The sequence below is a fragment of the Paenibacillus sp. FSL P4-0338 genome (genome assembly GCF_038002365.1).
GTDB lineage: Bacteria > Bacillota > Bacilli > Paenibacillales > Paenibacillaceae > Paenibacillus_AQ.
In genome coordinates, this window is sequence record NZ_JBBOCG010000002.1 from 317,130 (window position 1) to 342,105 (window position 24,976).

Below are 24,976 nucleotides of genomic sequence, written 5' to 3' on the forward strand. Positions count from 1 at the left end.
GCTCATAAGAGGTGAGAAGGAATGCAAGCTAAATTCAAAGTACTGGCGTATGCCGGTGCCGGTTATGTCGTAGCCGTACTGACCAGCGGCTTCCTGCCTGAGCTGGTCTCGCTGCTGCTTCCGGTAATCGGAGCTGCACTTGCGGTGCCGGAGCTTAGGCGTACAAGAGTGAATCTCCCGGTGGAGGTGATTCCTGCCGGACAGGAGCCGAAGGCGATTCCGGCAGCATCCGCCGCCGCGCCGCAAGCTTCGTCTGCTGCTGCCCTGCCTGCTGCTGCGGGACAGGCCTCCCCGGCCCATTCGGGAACCGGACACAGGGAGGAAATACAGATCGGGGCAGAGTTCGCCCCGGTGGTAGAGTATCTTAGTATTCTGGAGGATATGATTATCTCCGAAGGGCAGAAGGATACGCTGGACAATGAAATTGTCGAGAAGTCGCTGGCACTGTTCGCCAGACTGCAGCGCGTCATTCCGCTGCTGCAGGAGCTGGGCAATGGCGAGATCAACCATACCGTCCGCAGGCTGGTGCTGAAGGACCTTAACGGAGTGATCAATCCGTTCCTGCGCCTGGGCGGCGAAGCCAAGACAAGAAACCGGAGAATGCTGCTGAATGGTCTGCGTGATGTCGATGCCAAAATTTCTGATATTGCGTCGACGATTGAGCACAAAGACCTGATGGAACTTCAGACCAAGGCGGAACTGATTCATCAGCGCTACAGCAGTTCCGAATTATAGGAGGAGGGCGACCATGTCCACGCAGTTAATTGAGCTTAGAAAAGAAGATGAGCAGAAGGTAGTCCAGGAGGCTTCCCAGCTAATTGAGCAGGTAGCCAAGACTGACACGGTGGCACTGGATTCCCTGATGGATGATATCGGGAAGCTTGGGGTGAAGACGCAGGAGAAGGCAGGCCAGACGCTGAAGCTGCTGGACCGCCCGGTCAATGACCTGATGAGCGGTAAGCGGGTGGAAGTACCCAATATGATTATGAAGCTGCGGGGTGAGTGCGAGACCCTTCAGCAGAGCAAGAATGTCAGCTTCTTCGGCAAAATGCTGCGCAAAAGCCCGCTTAAGAATTATGTCTACAAATATCAGTCGGTCCGCACTAACATTGATGCCATTATCACCGGTCTGCGTGACGGACGGGATACGCTGGAGGAGAGCATCGTTAACATGCGCCAGCTGAAGCGTACCTCCATGGAGGAGATCTATAACCTCCAGACCAAGATCGCCTTCGGCAATAAGCTGAAGGAGCTGTTCGAGGTTGAGATCGCTAAGCCCGAGAATGAATTCCGCAAAGCGTATCTGGAGCGGGGGCTGCGCAAGGTTATGGTGCGGATTCAGTCCATGACCGAGATGATTCTGCTCTACAATCAGGCGATTGCGGCAACGGATATCATCAATGACAATAATGACAAGCTGATTGATTCCGTAAACAACGCGATTGATAAGACTTCTAACCTGATCACCGTCTCGGCGATGATTGCCATGTCCCTGGCCGATCAGGAGAATGTCATCAATGCAGTGGAAGCCACCAACAAGACGATCGAGGACCAGTTCAAGGAGAATGCGCGGCTGCTGCGCACGACGACCGAGAAGACCACGGAGCTGCTCTCCAAGCCGTCCATGTCCCTGGAAGCCGTGAATCAGGCCATTGGCGACCTGCTCAGCGCCCTGGATACCTCGGAGCAGTCCAACCGGCGGATTATCGAGAGCTGTCAGGACTATACGTCCAAAATGACCACCATCAACACCCAGCTTAACAACCGGCTCGGGCTTAACGAAGGCTCACAGCCGCAGGCTTTGAAGCAGGCGGAGAGCGGGCTGAGCAGCTTTTTGAACTGATGATTTGAATGTGGCTGGTACAATTTTTATAGAATGATGGAGAAGCCTGCTGATAGGTATTCAGTAGGCTTTTTTACTGTTAAATTTCTAATTTACTAATATATTCCGGTGAGCTATTATGAGAAGGTTCTAGTCGTACATACAAGGAGAGAATATTGATGGTCAGGAAAGCAAACAGAATATTGGCAGGGTTCGCCGGAGCGGCGATGCTATTCGGATCGATGGGGACTGTACTGGCTCAGCCTGCAGTTTCAAAGGATTATGAAGGCCACTGGGCCCAACAAACCATTCAAAGCTGGCTGGACAGCGGCTTGCTTAAAGGGTTTGGGGATGGATCGGTTAAACCGAACCAGACCATTACCAGAGCGGAGTTCATGACACTCATCAACCGTTCTTATCATTTTACGGAACAGAGTAAGGTGAAATTCACCGATGTGCCGTCTACCAGCTGGGTGTATAGTGAGGTTGCGAAGGCTGTAGCGGCTGGATATATCCAGGGCTTCAACAATGAGATGCGCCCGAATGCCCCGATTAACCGCCAGGAAGCGGCAGTTATAGTCACTAAGCTGCTGAAGCTCAGCGCGGGTGATACAGAGGTCTTGAAGGGTTTCAGTGATGCGGGCCAGATGGCATCCTGGAGCAAGGGGAGTATTGCAGCAGCAGTCACGGCGGGAGTCCTTAAAGGATACCCGGATGGAACCTTCGGGCCCGTCAAAGCCTTGACCCGTGCAGAATCCTTGGCGCTGATTGATGCTTCAGTCTCTCGAACGGGTCAATCTGCACAGGGAGCGGCGACGCCTGCTCCAGCCGTAACACCATCGGCTACTCCAGTAGCTGCAGCTGCACCAACTGTAACTGCTGCTGTAGCTGCGGGAGGAAGTGGTGGAGGTAGTGGCAGTGGCGGCGGTGGTGGTGGTCCTCAGGTGACGCCAACCCCGGCTCCGGCGGCAACACCAGCGCCGGTTCCAACACCGACACCAAGCCCGGAACCTGTTAATGAATTACCGGTCAAGGAGCTTCCGGCCCTTGATATCAGCATTACCTCTCGTCCTGACAACACAGTGACGAATACCGTTTATCTGGAAATTGATTATAGCAGAGTGCTCGGGAGTGCGGTGAGCCTAAATGACCGTATTACTTATTATGTAACCGCGAAGCCGATCAGCTCTAGAGACCTCCATTGGAAGCTTACCAATCTCCAATACGCTTCTATTAGTACGGGCTACTCATTGGGCAAGCAGACGGGCATCTGGATTCCTGCCAGTAAGATTGGCGCAGCAGGCGATAAATATGTCTCGGTTCTGGTGCGGAATTCCTCGAATGAAGTGACTGGATTTTATACTCAACAGGTGAATTTGCAGCCTACAGTTACTGAGGCTTCTAGCAGTATAATGTTACTGCACAGTGGTGTGACTATTACCCAGGAGAAATTCAGCACCGTGTCTTCCCAAGTATATTATCGGGATACTATTGATGTGGAAGATGCTGCTCTGCAATTTGGCGGAAGAGCAGTGGGATATACAATTACCCCGAAGTACTATATGGACAGTAAACTGAATTTGGAATTGAATGATATCATTCATGCTTCGCGTAAAGTGTACAGAGACAGCTGGGTCAGTGTGATTGATGCTACAGTAACCTCTAATACAGCAGGTGCTGCTTCATCACCGGGCTATATCCCGTTTGCCTATGATACATTATATAATTTCAAAACATATAACGAAGACGAATACACCATTATTTTCCTCGATTCCGAGATGAAGGCGTTGGGATTTTACACCGGCAAAGTGATGCTTAGCACAGACCTGAAATTAGAAGCAGCCATGAAAAGAATTGACGAGCTTCCTTCGAATGTAACTTTAATGGATGAAGATGCAGTGAACAGGGCTTATAGAGCTTACTTGCCGTTTGATGATTCTTTCAATTGGGGAGAACGCAAGAATAAGCTTAAGAATGCTGTATCAACTCTGATGGACGCCAAGAAATCGGGACCACTACAGAATATGGACCTGGTTCAATCCGTGATTATTGATGGATATAATCAATTCAACGGCAAGACAATAAGCATGAATTTGATGGGTTACCCAGATGAGCTGAAGGAAAGCGTAGGCAGCTTCTCGTATTACATTACAGCCAATCCTGTTCGTGCAGAAGATTTAGCACAACCAAGCCCTTATGGGAAAATTAATATTGCTGATGTTCAGACTTCCGTTCTTGCGGTAACAGATAAGAGCGGACAGAGTTATGTGACTGTGGTCTACTATAACAAAGAGGGACAAGCCATACGTTACGCCACAAAACTGGTTGATTTCACGCCTAAGCAGCCTGTATGGGATGGTACAGCGACCCAAGTTCACGACGGCATTAAGTTAGTCCGGGACTATAACAACGGTACGCGGATAGATTATGTATCTGTACAGGATTATCAGAAAATGCATCCCGAGGCGGTCTTTTTCACAGCGACCTCCAAATCAGCGTTAGCTGCAGCTAAGCAAGAATTCACTGCAGAATCCGCAGTGAAGTATTTAAATGATTACCGTAATACTAACAGTATCTATCTTTATGAGCGAATTCAGTTATCTGATGATGCGGTGCGGAACGGACAACCGGAAGACTACATTATCCTGTTCTATGATGCTAATTATAAGGCGCTTAATTATTATGTTGGCGGTTTGACTGACTGATTCTCCGCTAATCCTACTCATATTATCCCGCTCCTCCACATACGTTGTCACTAAGGCGACCTGTGGAGAAAGAGGGGATAAGCGGGATGATTCTGGGATGCTTGATCGTAGTGCTTATCGTCGTAGCCAGCAGTGAGAAAGCGGAGGCGATTGCCAGCCTGAATGATCGGGAGGATAACGGCCTGTGAAAAGGGTGCGGGCAGTGTGCGGAATCCATAAATTATTGATGCTCTGTGATTCAAGCAATTTCCAGTGGTTTATTGGGTATAATAGCCTGGAGGCTGTACAACAGTCTTCCGGCACCGCTGAAAATATAAAGTGAATACGGAGGTCAAATGGAGAACGAGGCACTGCTGCAGGTAGAGAAGCTTGCACTTAAGAAACAGAAGATCTTCCGGCAAAGCGTATGGCGTTACATTGCCAGGGCCATGCTCGCCAGCATGTTTATCGGATTCGGCGTGATCGTAGCCTTTAAGACCGGCAACTTCTTCTATATGGAACAATCGCCGATGACCTATCCGATGGCTGCAATCACGTTCGGCGCAGCCATCATCCTGATTTCCTACGGCGGGGGCGATTTGTTCACCGGGGACACTTTTTATTACACCTATGCGGCACTGAGGCGCAAGCTGGCATGGACTGAGGTTGTGCGGATGTGGGTCGTCAGCTACCTGGGCAATATTCTTGGGGCTACGGCGTTTGCGCTGCTTATTTTTCTGACCGGATTGTTCTATGATTCCTCTGTCAACGGGTTCCTGCTGAATGTGGTGGCCCATAAGATGGAAGCTCCGGCGATGCAGCTGTTCTTCCGGGCGATTCTCTGTAACTGGCTCGTCTGTCTGGCCTTTTTCGTGCCGATGTCAATGAAGAACGACGGTGCCAAAATGTTCGCCATGGTGCTGTTCGTGTTCTGCTTCTTCATCTCGGGTTACGAGCATAGTATTGCCAACATGTGTACCTTCGCGATTGCCCTCGTCCTGGACCACCCCGGTACGATCTCCTGGGGAGGCGTGGTGCATAATCTCGTCCCGGTCACATTAGGCAATCTCATCGGCGGCGGCGTGCTAATGGGCGTGATGTATTACTATGTGAACAAGCCATTTCTGGAGGATGAGTCTCACTGAACGGCAATATAATCGACAGGGCAGCGATTCTCCGGTGATAGGGGGATCGCTGTTTTGCATCTGTAGTGCGGAATTAGGGAGTTTGGAGATATTATAGTGAGCTGTCAGATACGTTCCAATATAGAGGTGCGTTCTCCTTAAGAGTCCCCTCCAGATTTCCCCCTTCCTTGCGCCAATACTCTATGCCTCCGAGCATTTCTTTCACCAAGTACCCCTGTGCGGCGAGCTGTGCAGCGGCTTTGCTGGCTCCATTACAGGCAGGCCCCCAGCAATAGATCACCAGAACCTCCTCCTTGGACCACTCCGGGGAAGTGGTGTGTAGGAGGCCTCCGGGCAGAGAGAGGGCACCCGGCAGATGCGCTTCCGCATAAGAATGGGCATCACGAACATCGATAAGCCGGAAGCCGGTAATTCCTTCGCTCAGATCATAAGCAACATCGGCGACATCCGTTTCGAATGCTGCTTTTGCGGTGAAATGCCTTACTGCATCCGCCGGGTCCGCAGCCTGTGCAGCCAGTACTTGAGATTTTGCCTGTCTTTTCATACGTAATTCCTCCTTAAATAAGTTGGTTTAAGTATACAGGGAACTTATAATTGGAGTTATTTATAGTCTGTGATATCAAATATCGAAAATTTTGATAATTCAGGAGGTCTGCATATGGAATTAACTTACTTACGGACCTTTTGTGCTGTGGTTGATCACGGGAGCTATACGCGGGCGGCCGATGTGCTGGGGTACGCCCAGCCGAGTGTGACGGCACAGATTGCCAAGCTTGAGGAGATGTATGGGGCCACTTTGCTGGAACGTTCCGGCAGAGGGATGGTTCCAACCTTCGCCGGCCGTAATCTGCTCCCGTATGCCCGGCAGATGCTGGTTCTGAGCGAAGAGGCTAGAGCAGTAATTACAGGCGGTGACCAGGGTACGCTGAACATTGGTGCTATTGAGACACTGGCCGCCTACTTCCTGCCTCACCGGCTTCATCAGTACCGGATGCGTTATCCGGGCATGCAGCTGCGGGTACAGCCTGGTTCTGAAGAGGATATTATTGCCGCCGTCCTAGATAAATCCATTCAATTTGGTCTGATTTTCGATGTTCCTTTTCATACGGGCGACCTGATCACTCTGCCGCTGCGTGAAGAAGCGCTATATGTCGTTACCCATCCGAAGCACCCCTTAGCAGCCGAGACGGCAGTTACTCCTGTGCAACTGGAGGGGGAGATGCTGGTTTTGACAGAGCATACCTGCACTTACCGGAAGCAGCTGCTCCAGGTATTCAGAGAATCCGGTGTCGCTGCCCGTGTAGGCATGGAATTCGGGAATCTGGAGGGCATTAAGCAGGCGGTGAAGCATAACTGGGGGACAGGCTTTCTGCCGCGCTATGCGGTGGAGGAGGAGCTGCGTACAGGGGTATTGACGGGCATTCCTTTGGCGGGGCAAAAGGAGCGTTTCTACATTCAGTTAATCTACCGCAAGGAGCTGCAGCTCTCCCCAGCCTTCAAGGATTTCATTGCCCTGATGCAGTAGTAATATAATTAGCTCGCGTGAGGGTGCGTGGGGCGGATGAAGTTCATAGTAAGCAAAATCAGGGACACTAATGTCCCTGATTTTGCTTAATGCCGCAGAATAGATTGTTACATCATCCACCTGTTAGGGGGAGTATGTGCTGTAGCGGCAATCGGCTGCTTACCACTTGGAGCCGCCGGAGCTTCGGCCGGATTTGCCGCCGCCAAATGAAGAGCCTCCGGAGGAACGTCCGCCGCCGCCACCGCCGCCCCAAGAAGAGCCTCCCGAGGAGCGTCCTCCACCGCCAAATCCTCCGCCCGGCGGGCCGGAATTGCGTCTGCGGGCTTGCTCCCGGCGCTGCTGCTCCTGCAGCATGGCCATTCTGGCTGCGCGTTCGGCCTCTTCCTTCTGGCGGACCAGCCGGTTGGCTTCTTCTACGAAGGACGCGATCTGCGAAGCATAGGAGCGTCCTGTCTCCTCCAATTGATCCAGATCGTAAGGGCTCGAGGCCAGACGCTGCTCCAACTCGGTATACTCCGGCAGCAAGGATAGCTGGAAGCGGTTCTGCGAGGCAATTCCTCTGCTGTGCAGCAGATTGTAGGCAGCATCCACCCGGCTCTGCCCTTCCGTGAACAGCCTTCTTAGGCTGTCCAGGCGCTCCTCCAGAGAGTCTAGACTGCTGCTAATGCTATTCATGCTGTTTGCAGTCTCATCCTGCAAGGCAAGCAGCCGGTCCAGCCCGCTGCGGGCATTGTCATACTCTCCGCGTGCATCGCTGGTCCAGGTCTCGAGCTGCGGTGCTTCCGCCGCGCCCTGCCGCAGTGCGCCGCCGGCCTCTTCCAGCAGCTTCTCCAGAGCGTCCAGGTGCTGCCGGGCGAACCGGTTCTTCGCCCCGGCAAGCCGGCTCTGTAATTCGTTCCGCCGCTGGCTTAGTGTTGCCCATGTGCTGCGTACAGTCTCCAGATCCCTCAGGTTGTTCAGCCGGATCATAGCTTGGCGTTCTGTCATAGCCACAGCTTCAGTCAGAAGGGCATCCATGTCAGCGCCAATCCGGCGCACTTCGTCCATATCGCCGCTGTGCAGCGGCGCTTCCATGGAACTGGCGGCAGCGGAAGCCTGCTCCAGGCTGTCGTAAGGCTTAACCTTCATATTGTGCAGGGAGTTCTGGTCGATCAGCCCGGTAATCCGGCTGCGGGCAGCCGCAAGGACACCGGGGAAGGCCTTCAGCTTGTCGTCAAAGGTCCCCACATCCTGCACATCCTGCTCAATCTGCTGTTGCCGCTTCTTGGCTTGTGCAGTAATCTCCTGGGCGGCAATCGGGTCGAACAGCTCCAGCTGATCTGCCTTGGCCGTCTCTTCGGCCAGCTCCTGAAGATCTTGGGCAATCTCCTCCAGCGTATAGCCCGTCTCCCGGACCGCTTGCTGCCGCTGTTCCTCAAGCTCCGGGGCCGCCTGCTTCAACTCGGTGATCTGCTGTTTGACGTTCCGGTCGGCATCGCTTATGACCGCGACCTTTTTCTCCTCTTCCTCCAGGGAGGCGCGGAATTCCCCCTCTGTCTGCTGAAGCTGCTCTGCTGCCGTCTTAAGTGCGGACAGGCGGTAGAACGGTGGCAACGGTGCCTGCCCGGCGGTCTGCAATGCAGAGATTTCAACCAGCCGGGAGGTCAGACGCTTCGAGATCCCTTCGACCATCTCACCGGTCTTGCCCTGCACAATCCCCTGGAAAGGCTGAAGGGATTCCAGGGCGTGGTTCGCCCGTACCAGCAGGTCGGCGAGCTGTTCACGCTGTGCGGATAGTCCCTTGCGGCGGCGCAGTCCGGTAATTAGCACATACAGCAGCAGTATCAGCAGGGCGGCCAAGACAAGGCCGCCTGCGACTGGCAGGAGAGGGAATCCGCTACCGCTGCTGTTAGCGCCTGAGGCAGCTCCTGCTGTCCCTGAGGCAGCACCGCCTGATGCACCGCTGCCGGTATTGCCGCTCTGTCCGCTGCTGCCAATGGCTTGCATCTGCTGGATAACAGAACGTATGCCTTCAGGAATATCTCCGTTTCTGGCATAAGGATTGAAATATTTCTCCAGCACCTTGTTAATTGCTGCGTTACCCGCAGCTCCGCCCTGTTGTCTGGACCAGGCATCGAGTGCATCCTGCAGCCCGGGGTTAATGAAGGTGATCTCGGTCAGATGATCTTCGTAAGCAATCAGGAGCAGGATGTCCCGGGACTTCAGCCCCCAGGTATCATATACATCCGCAGCATAACTGGAAATGTCGCTCCCGGCCAGCGAATCAACGGTTAAGACATGGAAGGTGTACCGGTCTGTAGTGGCAATCTGGGTGAGACTCTCTGCTTCTTGGACAGACAGCAGCCGGGCTTCATCCGTAATTACTCCCTGCTGTGCGGGAACATTCGCAGCATAGACCCCCGGAATCCACAGCAGCGATAATATCAAGACCAAGGCGAGGGTGAGGTTTTTTCTCAAGCTGACACACTCCGATCTATAGGCTATTGTTCATTGTAGTATGCTGATCATTATACTATATCATTAAACATTCTAAGCTCCGCAGATGCAGGTGCTGCTGAATTGAGGGAGATTGCGTCCACCCGTGTGCTCACGTTGATCCTTATTCCAATCAAAAGCTCCAAATCAAAAGGCGGTCCCAGCAGCCATTTAATGGCCTTTGGAACCGCCTCTTGTGTAAGAAGTAAGCGATATTCATCTATTTCTGTATGAAATGGACTATCGGGTCTGCAGGCACAGGATATACTGCAACCGGGACTTGATTTCTTTCTGCCATTTCATATCTCCGACTTTCACAGCAAGATTGAGCAGGTCCAGGTAATCGTCAACCTGCAGGGCGGTCCGGGTAGTGGCTGCGTTCATGGGTGTTCAGTCTCCTTTTAGCTCAAATATAGAAAATAATGAATGTTATACATCCAATAATGATAATCATTATCAACCATTAATGTTATTATCCACATTCTAACCACAAAAAGCAATACAAATCTAAAGTTTTTGATTAAATCTAAGATTGTACGCTCAAGAGTTAAAGATACGAAATCACAAGGATATGCACAATTTATCGGAAATGAGATAAAAGGAGCAGGAACCCTACCATATTTTGTCGAATAAGCTTGTATACATAGTTAGGCCGATCTTACTTGGGATAAAGGAGAATTGCGATGAAGCGGTGTAAATTGTTGCTTCTAATTAGCATTGTGCTCATGCTTGCACACCCCGCTGCCGCTTATGCCGATAGACAGGAAATTAAGTACCAGGCAGAACTGGAGTATCCGCCTTATAAGTACATACAGAATGGTTATCTGACGGGCTTCGATATTGATCTGACAAGTATGATCTTTGAGAAGAACGAATATCTTGTCCACTACAGCACCGGGAATTGGGAGCAGACGTACCGGCGGCTGACTGAGGGCGGGATTGATACTACCGGGCTGATGGCTGTCAGCGAGGAGAGGAAGCAGGACATTCTTTTCTCAAAACCCGTGCTAAAAAGCTATATTTCCGTCTATTCGCGGCAAGGACTCCAGAGTGAGGTGACGCTGGGCACACTCCGTAAGTACAAGATCGGTGTTGGTAAAGGACAATATGCAGAGTCTGTCCTGCAGAATGAGGCGGGTATCCCGCCATCAGAATACATAGAATATGCAACCGTACCGGAAGCGCTAGACGCTCTGCGTCAGGGTGAGATCGACCTGCTGTTCGAGAATCAGGGGGTTGTCGATTATCTGATTGTGGAACAGGGCTTAACCGGTAATATTATCCGCAAACTGAGCAATTTGTATCCGCAGGATGTGGCCTACGGCATCAGCAAGTCCAAGCCGGAGCTGCTGTCCTACGTCAATGCTAGGCTAGAGCGTCTGATAAGCTCCGGTGCCTTCGAAGAGCTCTACCAGCAGTATTTCTTCGTGCATTCCGACCATTATAATGAAAAGATGCGTAACCGGATTTTTACCGTGTTCTCCATTGGAACCATTCTGCTGGTGTTCGGTGCCGTCCTGCTCCGGATGTATATCCGGCGGCTGCGCCGTACGATTCACTCTGAACAGGAATTCTTCAAGGATGTGATCGAGAATACCGGGGTGATTGTGTGGGCTGTTCACGGGGACAAACGGAGCGTGCGCTTCAATAAATATGCCGAGCTGATGACCGGGCTGAAGGAGAAGGAGGTGCTTGGTGTAAGCATAGATGAGCTGACCGGCCTGGAAGCTGGAGCAGCTGTGCTTAGGGATCTCCTTGCCAAAGCGGCAGCTCAGGATTATGTGACCAATGTCGAGCTGAGACTGCCCGACCATTCTCCGGGTGCGCATTATTTCTCCGTCCGCACGGCTCTCATTAAGGGGATGGACGAACAGGCGGAGAATATCTTCGTGCTGGTCGGCATCGATATTGATGAACGCAAGCAGAATGAGCTTAAGCTGCAGCTTAGCTATGAGGAGCTGGAATCCACTTATGAGGAGCTGGCGGCCACAGAGGTGGAGCTGCAGGATCAGTTCAATAAGCTGGGGGTCAGCGAACGGCGGTTCCGCCTGGCCTCGGAAGGCTCGGGTGCTTACATGTGGGAGCTGGACTGGGACAGCGGCTTCTACAAGCTCTCGGACCGGTGGTACGAGGTGATGGGATATACCGAGGTGGAGATCAACTCCTTTGAGGGAGGCGTCCTCAGCATTATTCACCCGGATGACCAGGAATCCGCGCGCAAGGCCAGACAGGAGCATCTTACCGGACTGACCCCGATCTATGAAACCGAATACCGGATGAGAACGGGACAGGGCGAGTACATCTGGTTCGAGGTGCGGGGTAAGGCGATCGTTGATCCGAAGGATCAGATTGTCCTGTTCCTCGGCTCCCTGATCGACATTAGTAAGCGCAAGCAGGCTGAATTCAAGCTGAATAACAGCTACCGGGAGCTGGAAGTGACCTATGAGCAGCTTTCAGCGACCCAGCAGGAGATTGTAGGGCAATATGATATGCTGCTGGAGAATCAGAAGAATATGCACCGCCTGGCGTATATGGATTCGCTCAGCAATCTTCCGAACCGGCTCAGTCTGCTGGAGACGATGGAGAGTTATTTCCGCCGGACGGGCGGCAGTGCGGCGCTGCTTTTTGTAGATATGGATAATTTCAAATACATCAATGACACGCTTGGACACAAGTCCGGCGATATTCTGATCCGCAAGGCCAGTGAGCGTCTCCAGTCTGTTGTGCGTAGGGCGGATATGCTGTCGCGGCTGGGCGGAGATGAATTTGTGATTTTCCTCAAGGATATTGAGAGCCGGGTGGATGTGCTTAATCTGGCTGAGGATATTATGCGTGCGTTCCGCAAATCTTTTCTTATCGGTGAGAGCAATCTGTATGTGTCCTCCAGTATCGGGATCTCCTTCTACCCGGAAGACGGCGAGACAACGGAAGAGATTCTGAAGAACGCCGATGTAGCGATGTACCGGGCCAAGGAAGAGGGGAAAAGCACCTACGTCGTATACGATAAATCGATGCATACCCCCTTCAATGACAGGATGAATATTGAGAAGCACCTGCGCAGTGCAATGAATAATAACGAATTCGAGCTGCATTATCAGCCGCAGGTACAGATGGAGACCGGTCTGATCTCAGGCTTCGAGGCTCTGATCCGCTGGAACAGTCCGGTCCTCGGCTTCGTCTCCCCGCTCACCTTCATCAAGATCGCCGAGGATTCCCGGCTGATTATCTATATCGGCGAATGGGTGCTGCGGGAAGCCTGCAAGTTCATGAACAGCATCCAACAGCGGACCGGCATTCCTTACAAAATATCGGTGAATATCTCCATTATTCAGCTCCTGCAGGATGATTTCGTAGAGATTGTGCTGGACGGTCTGGCGGAGAGCGGCCTTGCGGCATCCAGTCTGGAGCTGGAGATCACAGAGTCCATCTTCATGGAGTCGTTCGGGAGTACGGTCAGCAAGCTGGAGTTCCTCAAGTCCCGGGGGATACGGATTGCCCTGGATGATTTCGGGACGGGGTATTCTTCCCTTAGCTATCTGCAGCAGCTGCCGATCTCTACCCTTAAGATGGATAAAATCTTCATCGATTCCCTGGCCGATAAGGCCTTTAGCGAATCTTTTGTGCAGACGATTATTATTCTGGGCCATAAGATGGGCCTGGATGTAGTAGCCGAGGGCGTGGAGGATGCCAGCCAATGGGCTTTCCTCCAGGAGGCACACTGCGATAAGGTGCAGGGATACCTGATCAGCCGGCCGGTGCCGCAGCGCCAGGTGATGGAGTTGCTCGTTCCGCAGCGAAGGTATGGAGCGGAGGAACTGGAATAGAGCAGAGAATGGACTTAGATGACAAGCGGGTCCCCGGCATACGTTGCTATGCATGGTGGACCCGCTTTTTTGAAATATAGAATTTATATGTGACCTTACTACAGGGTGATAATTTTGTTCTTGCCGGACTTCTTGGCCTCGTACAGGGCGTCGTCTGCCTGCTGAAAGATAGAGCTTTTGGAATCCCCGCCGTTATATTCATGCATTCCGATGCTCACGGTAACCGATTTGTTGTCCATTTCGCTGATTGGGAGGCTCGCAATCCCCATGAGGATCTTCTCCATGATCCGTTTCGAATCCTCCAATGTCTTGGCTGTCAGAATAATTACGAATTCCTCCCCGCCGTACCGGGCTGCGAAATCATCGGAGTCGATATGCTGGAGCATAACAGCGGCGACCTGCCGGAGAACGATGTCTCCGACCCAGTGTCCGTACTCGTCATTGACCTTTTTGAAATTGTCGATATCAATAACAGCCAGCTGCATCGGAAAAGGATTGCTCTCTTGATGGTCAATCAGCCAGCCCAGGTACTCATGAAAGGTCTTATGGTTGTACAGGTCGGTCAGCGGGTCGATCTTGGACAGCCTGTCCATAATGATGTTCTGGATGCGCAGCTCCTGCTCTGACTTCACCGAATTCTCGAGCGACCGCATAAGATCCTTGCCCCGGGCTATAACACCGAAGCCGGCCAGGGAGGTTCCGGCTAAGATGAGGGTGATAATGATGTTCTGGATGCGTAGCGTGTAATCGGTAATAGAGGTGTTCAGAAATAGCATGATGATGTAGATCAGGCAGATCACAGAGGAAGCCCTCAGATAATTCTCCCTCAGATAGATCATGGATACCAGCAGGGGAAGCAGCATAATCAGTGGCTTCACATGATATTCGGAACTAAGATTCAGAATGAACACGATGCCGCACAGATGGCTTCCAAGAATAATTGAGAATTCGGATAACAACGGCTTGTATTTATGAACAGACTCCAGAATCAGTAGCAGGGCGAACAGAATAGCATCTGGAATCCATATATGCCTAATGAGATATGGATTGTCGGACAACTCGGGCCGATGGCCCCACATGGATAAGTAAACATATAGCTGGCTTGCCAGATAAACAATAAACGCCATCCAAAAGGTATTGAGGAGGACGCGGTTCCAATACATTTGGCGAGGAGTAGGCGGCGGGATCTGCATAAGATGTTCCTCTTTTCCAGTGGCAATGTACTTATATATTCGACAATGTTCACGTTTCTCCTTCTAGGTCTTATGTATGGGAATAGGTCTGTAATAACGTTCGTGTTTGTAAGGAGTTTCTGAGGTTATCAGTATGTGTGATTCCGTGTATTGCTATAAACACGAACTATTAATGCTATTCGTCATTGACACATTCGGATTTATTCGGTAAAATTCCAATTGGCCCGTAATAACGGGTAAAGATGTTCGTATATCCTCAATGATAAGGTTTGAGGGTTTCTACAGGGGACCGTAAATTCCTGGCTACGAATAGGGTGCATTTTGCATACCTATGAAGAGGCCGGGATTTTTGTGTGCTGTTGGGTGCTGCTTGGATAAGTGGACGAATATACCGCAGAGACGCTTCGCAGCCCCTGTCAACTGCAGGCCGAAGCCGTTTCACCTGGGAGGAACAGAGAAGATATGAGTAAATATGATGTAATTGTTGTTGGAGCCGGTCCGGCTGGAATATTCGCCTGTTATGAATTAACGCTGAAGGCCCCTGAGCTGAAGGTGCTGCTGGTGGACAAGGGCCATGATATCTACCGCCGCAACTGCCCGATCCTGGAGGAGAAAATCAAGCTCTGTCCACCCGCCTCCGGCCGCAAGGAATTCGCCGGTTGTCTGCCGGCCTGCTCCATTACTGCGGGCTTCGGCGGTGCTGGGGCATACAGTGACGGCAAATTCAACATTACAACCGAGTTCGGCGGCTGGATGACGGATTATCTGCCTCCTTCCAAGGTGATGGAGCTGATTGAATATGTAGATGGAATCAACCTGGAGCACGGGGCAACCCCGGTCATTACCGATCCGACCACGGAGAGCATTCGCGGTATTGAGCAGCGGGGATATGCCGCCGGGTTGAAGCTGTTGCGGGCGCAGGTCCGCCACCTCGGAACCGAGCAGAACCTGGAGATTCTGAAATCAATCTATGAATATCTGCGGACACGCATTGATATGTTATACAAGACAGAAGTAGAAGATATCGTTACCGTCAAAGAGAACGGAACGCACCGCATTACAGGCATTACACTGAAGAACGGGGAGAGTCATGAAGCGGGTCTGGTGATGATTGCTCCGGGACGGGACGGCTCGGCCTGGCTGACAGAGGTGCTGAAGAAGCGCAGGCTCAAAATGTACAATAACCAGGTCGATGTCGGGGTGCGTGTAGAGACCTCGGATGTGGTGATGAGGGAGATCAATGAGCATCTGTACGAGGGCAAATTCATCTTCAATACCTCCGTGGGTACACGCGTCCGCACCTTCTGCAGCAATCCCTCGGGGCATGTGGTGGTGGAGAATCACAGCGGGGCGATGGCTGCGAACGGGCACTCCTACAAGGACCCTGCGCTGGGCTCGAAGAATACCAACTTTGCGCTGCTGGTCTCCCATACCTTCACTGAGCCGTTCGACAAGCCGAACGAATATGCCCGGGAGATCTGCAAGCGGGCGAATGATCTGTCCGGCGGCGGGGTCATTGTACAAAAATACGGGGATATCCTGCGGGGCCGCCGTTCTACGGAGACCCGGATCAAGGAAGGGTTCCTGGAGCCGACGCTGAAGGAAGCGGTGCCCGGCGATCTGGGTCTGGTGCTGCCTTACATCACAATGAAGAGCCTGATTGAAATGGTGGAAGCCTTGGAAAAGGTAACCCCCGGCATCGCCTCTGAACATACGCTGTTCTATGGCGTAGAAGCGAAATTCTATTCCGCCCGTCCGAAGCTGACGGATGAGTTCGAGACCGAAATCTCCGGCCTCTACTGCGGCGGCGACGGGGCAGGCATTACCCGCGGACTGGCCCAAGCCGGAGCGGCTGGCGTCTGGATTGCCCGCGGCATGATGGCGAAGAATGCCCAAGAGGTTAGCGTACAACCCGCAGGAGTATAACTCTGGGCGGGAAGACGCCGGAAGGACAGCCGTACCCGCAGAAGCTGGGGACGGCTGTTTTTTATTGTTTTTTTAGAAAACTATGGCTTTCTTCTATTGTGGATAAGATGTGTATAGATTTGGGGATAAGTATTCTTTGAATGATTCGTAGAATGACTTTAATGCTGAATGTATGCTTAAAACCCAATGGAAATTGGCTGGTAGAGCGGCAAACCCCTAACAGAAAAAATATAAGTCCAATCTATAGAGTAGTGGTTTCCCTAATTTAACTCTGCTGATATAATGTTAGAATACATAACATGATAGAGTGGAGTGAACGTGCAGAATGGGAGTTCGCCGGAGCAAGGCCGCTATCGTTATTATTTTGCTGCTGGGTGTGGGGATGTATGGGTTATGGATGGAGATGTACTGGGTACATAAGGTTGTCTATCTGCTGCTGATGGCGGCGCTTGCCGGGATTGCGCTGAATATCCGCCGGGGCGGAGTGGCCGGAGCCGGGCAACTGGCAGAAGCCCGGAGCAAGGTGGAGCTGCTGGGCAATGAAATTGTCGTCACCACGGACCGGCTGCATGGTGCTCTGGAGGAGATTACCCGTCATACCGAAGGGCTTCAGCAGACAGCGGACTATTCGCATGCCTATGAGGTGGAGCTGCAGACCCGGAGCAATGAGGCGAAGGCTAATATTGAGGGGGCTTTTGCCAGGATGGGCGGAGTGGCAGCGGTTACCGGACAGATTGGAGAGCTGACCGGGCGGCTGAGTGCGGCGATGCAGGCAGCGCGTACAGGGATGACGGGGATGGTGGATTCCCTGAAGAATACCGATGAGGTCATGGAGGAATTGCAGGAGCAGAGCGGAGATATGCTGAGCAAATTCACCGTGCTAAGCGGACATATTGCGCTGGTGGAGGAGATGAACGCCCTGATCGTAGGCATCGGCAATGAGACTTCGCTGCTGGCGCTGAATGCCTCGATTGAAGCTGCGCGGGCGGGGGAATCGGGCCGGGGGTTCGCTGTGGTCGCAGGCCGGATCAGGCAGCTGGCCGATCAGAGCCGGGATTCGGTGGAGCGTTCTACGGCGGTGCTGCTGGATCTCAATCACGGAGTGCGGCAGGTGCTGGAGTCGGTCACGAAGGAGCAGACAGCGGTTGCGCATGGCGTGAATGAAGTGGCGAAGGTGAAGCAGCGCCTGGGGGATATCTCGGCCCGGGTGGAGGAAGTTGGGGTCATAGTTACGGAGTCAGCGGCTGCGGCCGAGCGGCAGAGCAGACTGATTGAAGAGGTGACCGGCGAACTAAGCGGTGCAGTGGGAATTGTTAATGAGACCATAGCAGGCGTAGACCTGACCCTGGAGCAGGTAACCCGCCAGCGCACACAGATCGGGCAGCTTAATGAGATCAGCGCGAGCCTGCTGCTGGAATCTCAGACCCTGCAGCAGTCGGTGAACGGCATTGCCGATCGCAAAGTCATTGAGCTGGGCCAATATTCGGCGCGGCTTGAGGAAATGCAGGCGGTGCTTCAGGAGATAGCAGCCAAGCAGGAGATGTGTGCAGCGGATGCGGATATCCATGGCAGAGTTCTTACAGCCTGCAAGCATAAGGTGCCGGATGTGCAGGCCATCTGGTCCAACCGGACAGATGGCACCTTCATTTACTCCGAGCCTGCGGCCGGGCTGCTGAATGCGAAACGCCGTGACTGGTGGAACGGAGCGATGGCGGAAGGGCAGTACGTCTCGCAGCCGTATGTCTCGGCCATTACCAAGCGTTCCTGCATCACCCTCTCCAGAGCAATTACGAACGGCGACGGGGAAATTGTGGGTGTGGTCGGAATTGATCTGGCAGTTTAGAGGCATTGAATAATGGACGCAAACTGTGCAGTAGAAAGAGGCCTTCCCTATAAATGGAGTTAAGCTGTGTCGTTAAACTACTGTTGGACGGACAGCGGCTAAAATTTCATTGAAGTGAGGTCGCTAGAGTTAATGCCAGTACTATTGGAATTAATATTGCACTTGTACTGATTGTTATTGCAATCAAGTGTTTCTTTTTCTCAGTCTTCATTAGTATCAAACTCATTACAATACTGATAATCCCAAAGATAAGTCCGATAAGCGATGAAATAAACATAGCCGCAATTAACGCAATGAAACTAAGAAGAAGGGATAAATCCCCATTAATTCCCATAATTAATCTTCCTCACTAAAGATACTTTTTACTAATCCTACATTGTTGAACTTACTGTCCCATAAATAGACGTATGTTTGCCAAGTTAGTTGTGGTAACTAGCCCGTTCTTATAGCTATTAGAAGTTTAAACATCAAGATTCTTAGTGTTGATGCGCAGTCCGAAGAAAAGGTGCAGCAGTTATTTTGAGGGGCTGTTATAGCCCCTATAGATTACTTTCGTTTGTTACGGCCAATTAAGCCGCCAACTATCCAAAAGATCAAAATGCCAACAAAGGCAAATACAATCCAAAAAGCTAGACGCACAAGCTATCACTCCTTTAAAGAAACCATACGATAATAGTTAATTTTCCGCAATAGAAGGGCTTTTATACCGAGGGAACAGACATGCCCGGTTTGGAAATCCAATAGGATTACCTCAACCATTAGAGGCCGCTGCGCAGATTGCTATAACCATTATCCCAACTTATAATGGACCGATAGCTTGTCCTATGGAGGCGTGAGTGTGCAATATAATCTGAGTATTTTGCTGCAATTGTTTGAGCGGGCAGCGCTGCTGCTGATGTGTCTGTTCGTCCTGAGCCGGGTGCCGAGGTTCAAGGAGATTTTTGCCAAAGGGGTTCATGCGCCGCAGGAGCTGGCGATTGTCACGGTCATCTTCAGCCTGTTCGCCATCTTCGGAACCTACAGCGGAATTAATGTGGAGGGGTCTCTGGTCAATGTGCGGATTATCGCCATTATAGCCGGGGGGATTCTGTTCGGCCCTTGGGTCGGGCTGATTACCGGGATCATCTCAGGCGTACACCGCTTCCTGATCGATATCGGCGGGGTCACCTCGCTCCCGTGTCTGATTACCAGCATTACAGCGGGTGTGGTATCCGGGATCATTTACCGGCGCACTTCGCCTGAACGGCGCTGGATCGCTGCCATTGCCGCCGGAATGGCCTGTGAGGCATTGACGATGGCGCTGATTCTGGTGATGGCTGATCCCCATTCGCTGGGGGTGGACATTGTGTCCAAGATTGCTTTTCCGATGATAATGGGGCAGATCTGTGCCGGACTGATTGTTACGCTTGTGCAGAGTGTAGAAGGGGAGAAGGAACGGATTGCCGCGAAGCAGTCCAAGCTGGCGCTGGATATTGCCAATAAGACGCTTCCGTATTTCCGCAGTATTAATCCCGAGTCCCTGCGTACCATCTGCGGAATCATCCAGAAGGATATCGGGGCGGATGCGGTGGCCATTACCGATACCAGAGTCATTCTGGCCTACGTGGGTGTCGGGGAAGAATATTATGCCGAAGCTAATGAGATCATCAGTGAGGAGACGAAGCAGACGCTGAGCAGCGGGGAGATTACCATCCGTGACGACGATACCGAGTACATGAACCGGGACATCCGCTCGCTGATCATTATTCCGCTGAAGGAGAAGGGGGAGGTGACGGGATCACTCAAGATCTACTATACCCACGCGCATAAAATCACCTATTCCCTCCAGGCTATGGCTGTAGGGCTGTCACAGATCATCTCCACACTGATGGAGGTCTCAAGGGTCGAGGGGATCAAGGAGATGGCCAACAAGGCCGAGCTGAAGGCGCTGCAGACCAGCATCAACCCCCATTTTCTGTTCAATGCGCTGAATGCGATTATTTCCTCGATCCGGATCGACCCGGACAAGGCGCGCGAGCTGATCGTCAATCTGTCGGGGTACATGCGGTATAATCTGGAGCTGACCGATGAGTCTATAGATATCCGGCGCGAGCTGCAGCAGGTGCAGCATTATGTGGAGATTGAGAAGGCCCGCTTCGGCAGCCGCCTGAGTGTTCTGTACGATATAGATGAGGTGGCGGTACGCATTCCGAGTCTGGTCATTCAGCCGCTGGTGGAGAATGCGATTATCCACGGGATTTTGAAGGGGAAGGGGAACGGAACTGTGGACATCTCGGTCAAGGACCACGGAGACAGTGTAAGGGTGCGAATTGCCGATACCGGAGCGGGGATCAGTGAAGAGACGATTGCGAAGGTCTACAGCGGAAGCATGGAAGGCAACAAAATCGGCCTCAACAACGTGCACCAGCGCATCAAGCTGATCTATGGTACAGGTCTGATCATCCGGCGGCTGGCTAAGGGGACGGAAATATATTTTGATGTGATAAAGGAGCAGCGATGAGAGCGATCATTGTCGAGGATGAAGTGCTGGCAAGACAGGAGCTTACGTATCTGATTCAGACCCACAGCCGGATCAAGATTGCAGCGGAATTCGAGGACGGGCTGGATGCGCTGAAGTATCTGCAGACGGATACGGTGGATGTGATTTTCCTGGATATCAATATCCCTTCAATTGATGGGGTGCTGCTGGCCCATAATATCAGCCGGTTCGCGGTCAAGCCGTATATTGTGTTCATTACAGCCTATAAGGAGCATGCTGCCGAGGCGTTCGAGATTGAAGCGTTCGACTATATTCTGAAGCCTTACAGCGAGACGCGGATCAGAGCAATGCTGCAGAAGCTGGAAGGTGCCATCATGGGCGGGAGCCGCCAGGGGGAAGAGGGACCGGTGAAGCTGGGCAGCGATAAGGTCAATCTGTGGAAAAATGAAAAGATTATCGTCGTCAATGCAGACGAGATCTATTATGCTTCGGCGCAGGAGAAAACAACGAGTGTGATCACCAAGGGGGAGGAATACAGCATGGCTCTAAGTATCAGCGAATTCCATACCCGCCTGCCGCAGGAGCAGTTCTTCCGCTGCCACCGCTCCTATCTGGTCAATCTGTCCAAAATCAAGGAAATCATCCCCTGGTTCAACAATACCTATCTGCTCCGGCTGCGTGATCTGAATGTCGAGGTACCCGTCAGCCGTAGTAAGGTGAAGGAATTCAGGCAGATTATGCGTCTCTAACGGCAGTTCATTCCCTGTCAGTGTCATCTCATTCCGGATTTCTCTCAGAAGGAGCCCCTTTCGCTACAATGAAGAGGCAAAGTAAGCCTTGAAGCGACTTCAGCGAGAAAGAGGGAATTCTGATGATAACGGATACAGCCAGTAAACGGTGGCTCATCGTACTAGGTACAGTAATTATGCAAATGGGACTCGGTACCATCTACACCTGGAGCCTGTTCAATGCACATCTTGTGAGTACATTTGGTTTTGAGCTTAGCTCAGTTTCGATAACGTTTTCTATTACCAGCTTTGCCTTGGCCTTCGCCACACTGTTCGCAGGCAAGCTGCAGGACCGGTTCGGTCTCCGCAGACTGACCGCAGCTTCAGGCATACTGCTGGGGCTGGGGCTGATTCTAAGCTCGCAGGCCAGTTCCCTGCCGATGTTCTACCTGTTGGCTGGTGTAGTAGTCGGGTATGCGGACGGAACGGCGTATATTACTTCGCTGTCCAACCTGATGAAGTGGTTCCCGAAGAATAAGGGACTGATCTCCGGGGTGTCCGTGGGTGCATACGGAACGGGCAGCCTGATCTTCAAATACATCAACGGCGGCCTGATTGAATCGGCGGGGGTGTCGAATGCTTTTCTATACTGGGGCCTTATAGTTATGACGATGATCCTCATCGGCTCGCTGCTGGTCCGGGAGGCTCCGGTGGCTGCGCCTGTCAAGGGAAATCCGAAGCTGGCCGCCTCCGGGGCTGAACTTCTGCCTAAGGATTATACGGTAAAAGAAATGCTCCGCACGAAGGAAGCATACCTGCTGTTCGTAATCTTCTTCACCGCCTGCATGAGCGGCCTGTATCTGATCGGTATCGTAAAGGATATCGGTGTGCAGCTGGCAGGTATGGATGTGGCGACGGCGGCGAATGCTGTAGCGATGATCGCTATTTTTAATACTGCCGGACGCCTGATTCTTGGCGCATTATCCGACCGGGTAAGCCGGACCAAGCTGATTAGTATCACGCTGGCGGTAACAGCTGTGGCGATGTTTACCCTCAGCTATGCCACGCTGAGCTATGGCCTGTTCTTCGCCTGTGTGGCGGCCATCGCCTTCTGCTTCGGCGGTAACATTACCGTCTTCCCGGCGATCGTCAGTGACTTCTTCGGCCTGAAGAATCACAGCAAGAACTACGGCATTATCTATCAGGGCTTCGGGATCGGCGCGCTGTCCGGTTCGTTCATCGCCGCCTTCCTCGGCGGGTTCAAGCCCACTTTTAACATCATCGGGCTGCTGTGTATTGTGGCTTGCATCCTGGCGGTTTCGCTGAAGCCTCCGGTAGCCAGAGCGGCTACAGCTAAGGGAATGAGCCTGAAGCCTTCACGGAATTCGGCTTAACCATATATCGACTTGTGTCGGCTTGAGAAGTACTATAGACAGATAAGAGTACTATAGACAAAGAGAATAGTTCGGAGAAGAGATGTCCTACGCTTGTGTAAGCGGGTGGGGGATGTCTTTTTTTCATGGTCGAACACAAACCTATCTTTCGAGACACAAATCCAGCATGAAAATGAGCAGTGTGACTATTATAGAATGTCGTCCGTACTTAATTCAGCAAACCGATCACAATTGGACTGGGTGCGCCGCGAAGGCCGAATGTAATCGAAAAACCGATCACAATTGGCCCGGACGTGCCGCGAAGGCCAAATGTAATCGAAAAACCGACTACATTCAGCGCGGCGGAGGTGCGTGGGCTGCCGAGAACAGGCGCATGTTGGTATGAGCGGGGATAGCGGAGTCAGCGGATATGAAAAAAAGCATCCGGGAAGCGTAGGGTTACGCTCCGCCGGGTGCCTTTGTGTAAATATAAGAATTTATATGTTTCACGCTATACATTATCCTTCTATTTCTCGCTGAAACGGTACCGTCCTTCAAAAGGACGGCAAAGCCGTTTCCACTTGTTATCAGATAAGCGGATGGAGAAACTGTGTGGCCGGAGACTTAGCCTTCCAGCAGCAGGGATTCCGGGTCCTCCAGCAATTCCTTGACTCTGACCAGGAAGCTGACCGCTTCTGATCCGTCCACGATCCGGTGATCGTAGGACAAGGCGATGTACATCATCGGACGGTTGGCCGTGCGCTCCTCATCCAGCGCGATGGGGCGCAGCTGGATTTTGTGCATGCCGAGAATGCCGACCTGCGGGGTATTGAGGATCGGTGTGGACAGCAGGGAGCCGAACACTCCGCCGTTCGTGATGGTGAAGGTTCCACCCTGTAGCTCCGGCAGGCTGAGCGTATTGGCGCGCGCCTTGGAGGCCAGCTCGCCGATCCGCCGCTCGATCTCAGGGAAGCTAAGCCGGTCGGCATCGCGGACGACCGGTACAACCAGGCCTTCCTTGGCAGCTACGGCAATGCCGATGTCATAATATTTCTTCAGCAGGAGATCTTCCCCGTCGATCTCGGCATTCAGCATCGGGTAAGCCTTGAGCGCGCCGATGACGGCCTTGGTGAAGAAGGACATGAAGCCGAGTCCGACCTCGTGCTTCTCCTTGAAGGCATCCTTGCGGCGCTTGCGGATGTCGAGAATGGCGGTCATGTCCACCTCATTGAAGGTGGTCAGCATCGCGGCCGTCTGCTGCGCTTCGACCAGGCGGCTGGCAATCGTCAGCCGCCGCCGCGACATGCGCTTGCGCTCGGTGGCTTTGCCGTCCTCGGCGTGCGGCGCCTTGCCCGCTGCCGGCGGCGCGGGCTTCGCCGGCTCCGGCCGCGCAGCCGGAGCCGCTGGCGCAGCGGCCTGCGGCCCCGCTGCGCCATGACCATCCACATCGGCCTGACCGATCCGGCCGATAGGGTCGCGGGCACTGACCTCGCCGAGGTCGATGCCCCGCTCCCGTGCCAGCTTGCGCGCCCCCGGCGAAGCCAGGGCCGCAGTGCCTGCCGCCGCACCTTCGGCGGCGGCTGGAGCCGTTACAGCAGCGGCCGGTTCAGCCGCTGCGGCACTTGCGGCAGCAGCAGGCGCGCTGCCGCCCTGCGGAGCGCTGTCTGCTGCCGGCTTGCTGGCAGCGCCTGCACCGGCGGCGCTGCCGATGATGCCGATGGCTTCGCCAACGGCAACGTTCTCGCCCGCCTGGCGCAGGATGGAGGAGATGACGCCGTCCTCCTCCGCACTGATCTCCAGATTGACCTTATCGGTCTCAAGCTCGGCAAGCACATCCCCCTGGCCGACAGTGTCGCCCTCTTTAACCAGCCATTTGTAGATCGTTCCTTCGGAAATCGATTCGCCCAAATCGGGTACTTTTATCTCGGACACAGGCCGTACCTCCCCAAATATAGTGGT

Annotated in this window: 17 protein-coding genes and 1 riboswitch; of the genes, 11 read left to right on the forward strand and 6 right to left on the reverse strand. The window is 52.8% G+C overall.

What is annotated here, in order from left to right:
• Positions 1-21: 21 nt before the first annotated feature.
• From MKZ07_RS25485 to MKZ07_RS25500, 4 genes are all read left to right on the forward strand, one after another.
• On the forward strand, positions 22-735 hold the full coding sequence (locus MKZ07_RS25485; protein ID WP_036695606.1) for a hypothetical protein: 714 nt from the start codon (positions 22-24) through the stop codon (positions 733-735).
• Between the two features lie 13 nt (positions 736-748).
• Positions 749-1,843, forward strand: a complete 1,095-nt coding sequence (locus MKZ07_RS25490) for a toxic anion resistance protein (RefSeq protein ID WP_036695607.1) — start codon at positions 749-751, stop codon at positions 1,841-1,843.
• Positions 1,844-2,001: 158 nt separating this feature from the next.
• Positions 2,002-4,527: an S-layer homology domain-containing protein gene (locus MKZ07_RS25495; protein WP_341028422.1), complete on the forward strand. Its 2,526-nt coding sequence runs from the start codon at positions 2,002-2,004 to the stop codon at positions 4,525-4,527.
• 335 nt (positions 4,528-4,862) lie between these two features.
• Positions 4,863-5,651 (forward strand): formate/nitrite transporter family protein, encoded by a 789-nt coding sequence (locus tag MKZ07_RS25500; protein WP_036723535.1) that lies wholly within the window; start codon positions 4,863-4,865, stop codon positions 5,649-5,651.
• 91 nt (positions 5,652-5,742) lie between these two features.
• Here MKZ07_RS25500 and MKZ07_RS25505 read toward each other — a convergent pair whose 3' ends face one another.
• Positions 5,743-6,195, reverse strand: coding sequence for a rhodanese-like domain-containing protein (locus tag MKZ07_RS25505; protein ID WP_036695609.1), 453 nt, complete (start codon positions 6,193-6,195; stop codon positions 5,743-5,745).
• 114 nt (positions 6,196-6,309) lie between these two features.
• On the opposite strand from MKZ07_RS25505, the gene MKZ07_RS25510 reads away from it, so the two are divergent.
• The gene (locus MKZ07_RS25510) at positions 6,310-7,176 is read left to right on the forward strand and encodes a LysR family transcriptional regulator (protein ID WP_341028425.1); all 867 of its coding nucleotides are present in this window, start codon (positions 6,310-6,312) and stop codon (positions 7,174-7,176) included.
• A 159-nt stretch (positions 7,177-7,335) separates the two neighbouring features.
• Here the strand turns inward: MKZ07_RS25510 and MKZ07_RS25515 are convergent, their stop codons facing one another.
• On the reverse strand, positions 7,336-9,633 hold the full coding sequence (locus MKZ07_RS25515) for a TPM domain-containing protein (protein ID WP_341028426.1): 2,298 nt from the start codon (positions 9,631-9,633) through the stop codon (positions 7,336-7,338).
• A 258-nt stretch (positions 9,634-9,891) separates the two neighbouring features.
• Entirely contained in the window at positions 9,892-10,035 is a 144-nt protein-coding gene (locus MKZ07_RS25520; RefSeq protein ID WP_171720322.1) for a hypothetical protein, read from the reverse strand.
• Between the two features lie 299 nt (positions 10,036-10,334).
• Between MKZ07_RS25520 and MKZ07_RS25525 the strand changes: the two genes are divergently transcribed.
• Positions 10,335-13,475 carry an EAL domain-containing protein gene (locus tag MKZ07_RS25525; protein WP_341028429.1) on the forward strand — a complete coding sequence of 1,047 codons (3,141 nt, stop codon included), beginning with the start codon at positions 10,335-10,337 and terminating at the stop codon, positions 13,473-13,475.
• Between the two features lie 98 nt (positions 13,476-13,573).
• Here MKZ07_RS25525 and MKZ07_RS25530 read toward each other — a convergent pair whose 3' ends face one another.
• Positions 13,574-14,533, reverse strand: a complete 960-nt coding sequence (locus MKZ07_RS25530) for a GGDEF domain-containing protein (RefSeq protein WP_162174468.1) — start codon at positions 14,531-14,533, stop codon at positions 13,574-13,576.
• Between the two features lie 361 nt (positions 14,534-14,894).
• A riboswitch (purine riboswitch) is annotated at positions 14,895-14,994 on the forward strand.
• A 136-nt stretch (positions 14,995-15,130) separates the two neighbouring features.
• Between MKZ07_RS25530 and MKZ07_RS25535 the strand changes: the two genes are divergently transcribed.
• Positions 15,131-16,594: an NAD(P)/FAD-dependent oxidoreductase gene (locus MKZ07_RS25535; RefSeq protein ID WP_036695613.1), complete on the forward strand. Its 1,464-nt coding sequence runs from the start codon at positions 15,131-15,133 to the stop codon at positions 16,592-16,594.
• 325 nt (positions 16,595-16,919) lie between these two features.
• Positions 16,920-18,437 carry a methyl-accepting chemotaxis protein gene (locus tag MKZ07_RS25540; RefSeq protein WP_341028432.1) on the forward strand — a complete coding sequence of 506 codons (1,518 nt, stop codon included), beginning with the start codon at positions 16,920-16,922 and terminating at the stop codon, positions 18,435-18,437.
• Between the two features lie 106 nt (positions 18,438-18,543).
• On the opposite strand, the gene MKZ07_RS25545 is transcribed toward MKZ07_RS25540, so the two are convergent.
• Positions 18,544-18,771, reverse strand: a complete 228-nt coding sequence (locus MKZ07_RS25545) for a hypothetical protein (RefSeq protein WP_036695615.1) — start codon at positions 18,769-18,771, stop codon at positions 18,544-18,546.
• A gap of 561 nt (positions 18,772-19,332) precedes the next feature.
• Between MKZ07_RS25545 and MKZ07_RS25550 the strand changes: the two genes are divergently transcribed.
• The 3 genes from MKZ07_RS25550 (at position 19,333) to MKZ07_RS25560 (ending at position 23,038) form a co-directional block, all read left to right on the forward strand.
• Positions 19,333-20,937, forward strand: a complete 1,605-nt coding sequence (locus MKZ07_RS25550; RefSeq protein ID WP_200869210.1) for a sensor histidine kinase — start codon at positions 19,333-19,335, stop codon at positions 20,935-20,937.
• Positions 20,934-21,665 carry a LytR/AlgR family response regulator transcription factor gene (locus MKZ07_RS25555; protein ID WP_036695616.1) on the forward strand — a complete coding sequence of 244 codons (732 nt, stop codon included), beginning with the start codon at positions 20,934-20,936 and terminating at the stop codon, positions 21,663-21,665. Before MKZ07_RS25550 ends, MKZ07_RS25555 begins: the two co-directional genes overlap by 4 nt.
• 122 nt (positions 21,666-21,787) lie before the next feature.
• Complete coding sequence (locus MKZ07_RS25560; RefSeq protein ID WP_036695617.1) at positions 21,788-23,038, forward strand: L-lactate MFS transporter; 1,251 nt, start codon at positions 21,788-21,790, stop codon at positions 23,036-23,038.
• A gap of 603 nt (positions 23,039-23,641) precedes the next feature.
• Here the strand turns inward: MKZ07_RS25560 and odhB are convergent.
• Positions 23,642-24,949: a 2-oxoglutarate dehydrogenase complex dihydrolipoyllysine-residue succinyltransferase gene (odhB, locus tag MKZ07_RS25565; RefSeq protein WP_036695618.1), complete on the reverse strand. Its 1,308-nt coding sequence runs from the start codon at positions 24,947-24,949 to the stop codon at positions 23,642-23,644.
• Positions 24,950-24,976 lie beyond the last annotated feature (27 nt).

Coding starts and splice junctions, on each gene's coding strand:
- MKZ07_RS25485 (WP_036695606.1), top strand. CDS start 22: ATGCAAGCTAAATTCAAAGTACTGGCGTATGCCGGTGCCGGTTATGTC.
- MKZ07_RS25490 (WP_036695607.1), top strand. CDS start 749: ATGTCCACGCAGTTAATTGAGCTTAGAAAAGAAGATGAGCAGAAGGTA.
- MKZ07_RS25495 (WP_341028422.1), top strand. CDS start 2,002: ATGGTCAGGAAAGCAAACAGAATATTGGCAGGGTTCGCCGGAGCGGCG.
- MKZ07_RS25500 (WP_036723535.1), top strand. CDS start 4,863: ATGGAGAACGAGGCACTGCTGCAGGTAGAGAAGCTTGCACTTAAGAAA.
- MKZ07_RS25505 (WP_036695609.1), bottom strand. CDS start 6,195: ATGAAAAGACAGGCAAAATCTCAAGTACTGGCTGCACAGGCTGCGGAC.
- MKZ07_RS25510 (WP_341028425.1), top strand. CDS start 6,310: ATGGAATTAACTTACTTACGGACCTTTTGTGCTGTGGTTGATCACGGG.
- MKZ07_RS25520 (WP_171720322.1), bottom strand. CDS start 10,035: ATGAACGCAGCCACTACCCGGACCGCCCTGCAGGTTGACGATTACCTG.
- MKZ07_RS25525 (WP_341028429.1), top strand. CDS start 10,335: ATGAAGCGGTGTAAATTGTTGCTTCTAATTAGCATTGTGCTCATGCTT.
- MKZ07_RS25535 (WP_036695613.1), top strand. CDS start 15,131: ATGAGTAAATATGATGTAATTGTTGTTGGAGCCGGTCCGGCTGGAATA.
- MKZ07_RS25540 (WP_341028432.1), top strand. CDS start 16,920: ATGGGAGTTCGCCGGAGCAAGGCCGCTATCGTTATTATTTTGCTGCTG.
- MKZ07_RS25545 (WP_036695615.1), bottom strand. CDS start 18,771: ATGGGAATTAATGGGGATTTATCCCTTCTTCTTAGTTTCATTGCGTTA.
- MKZ07_RS25550 (WP_200869210.1), top strand. CDS start 19,333: ATGTGTCTGTTCGTCCTGAGCCGGGTGCCGAGGTTCAAGGAGATTTTT.
- MKZ07_RS25555 (WP_036695616.1), top strand. CDS start 20,934: ATGAGAGCGATCATTGTCGAGGATGAAGTGCTGGCAAGACAGGAGCTT.
- MKZ07_RS25560 (WP_036695617.1), top strand. CDS start 21,788: ATGATAACGGATACAGCCAGTAAACGGTGGCTCATCGTACTAGGTACA.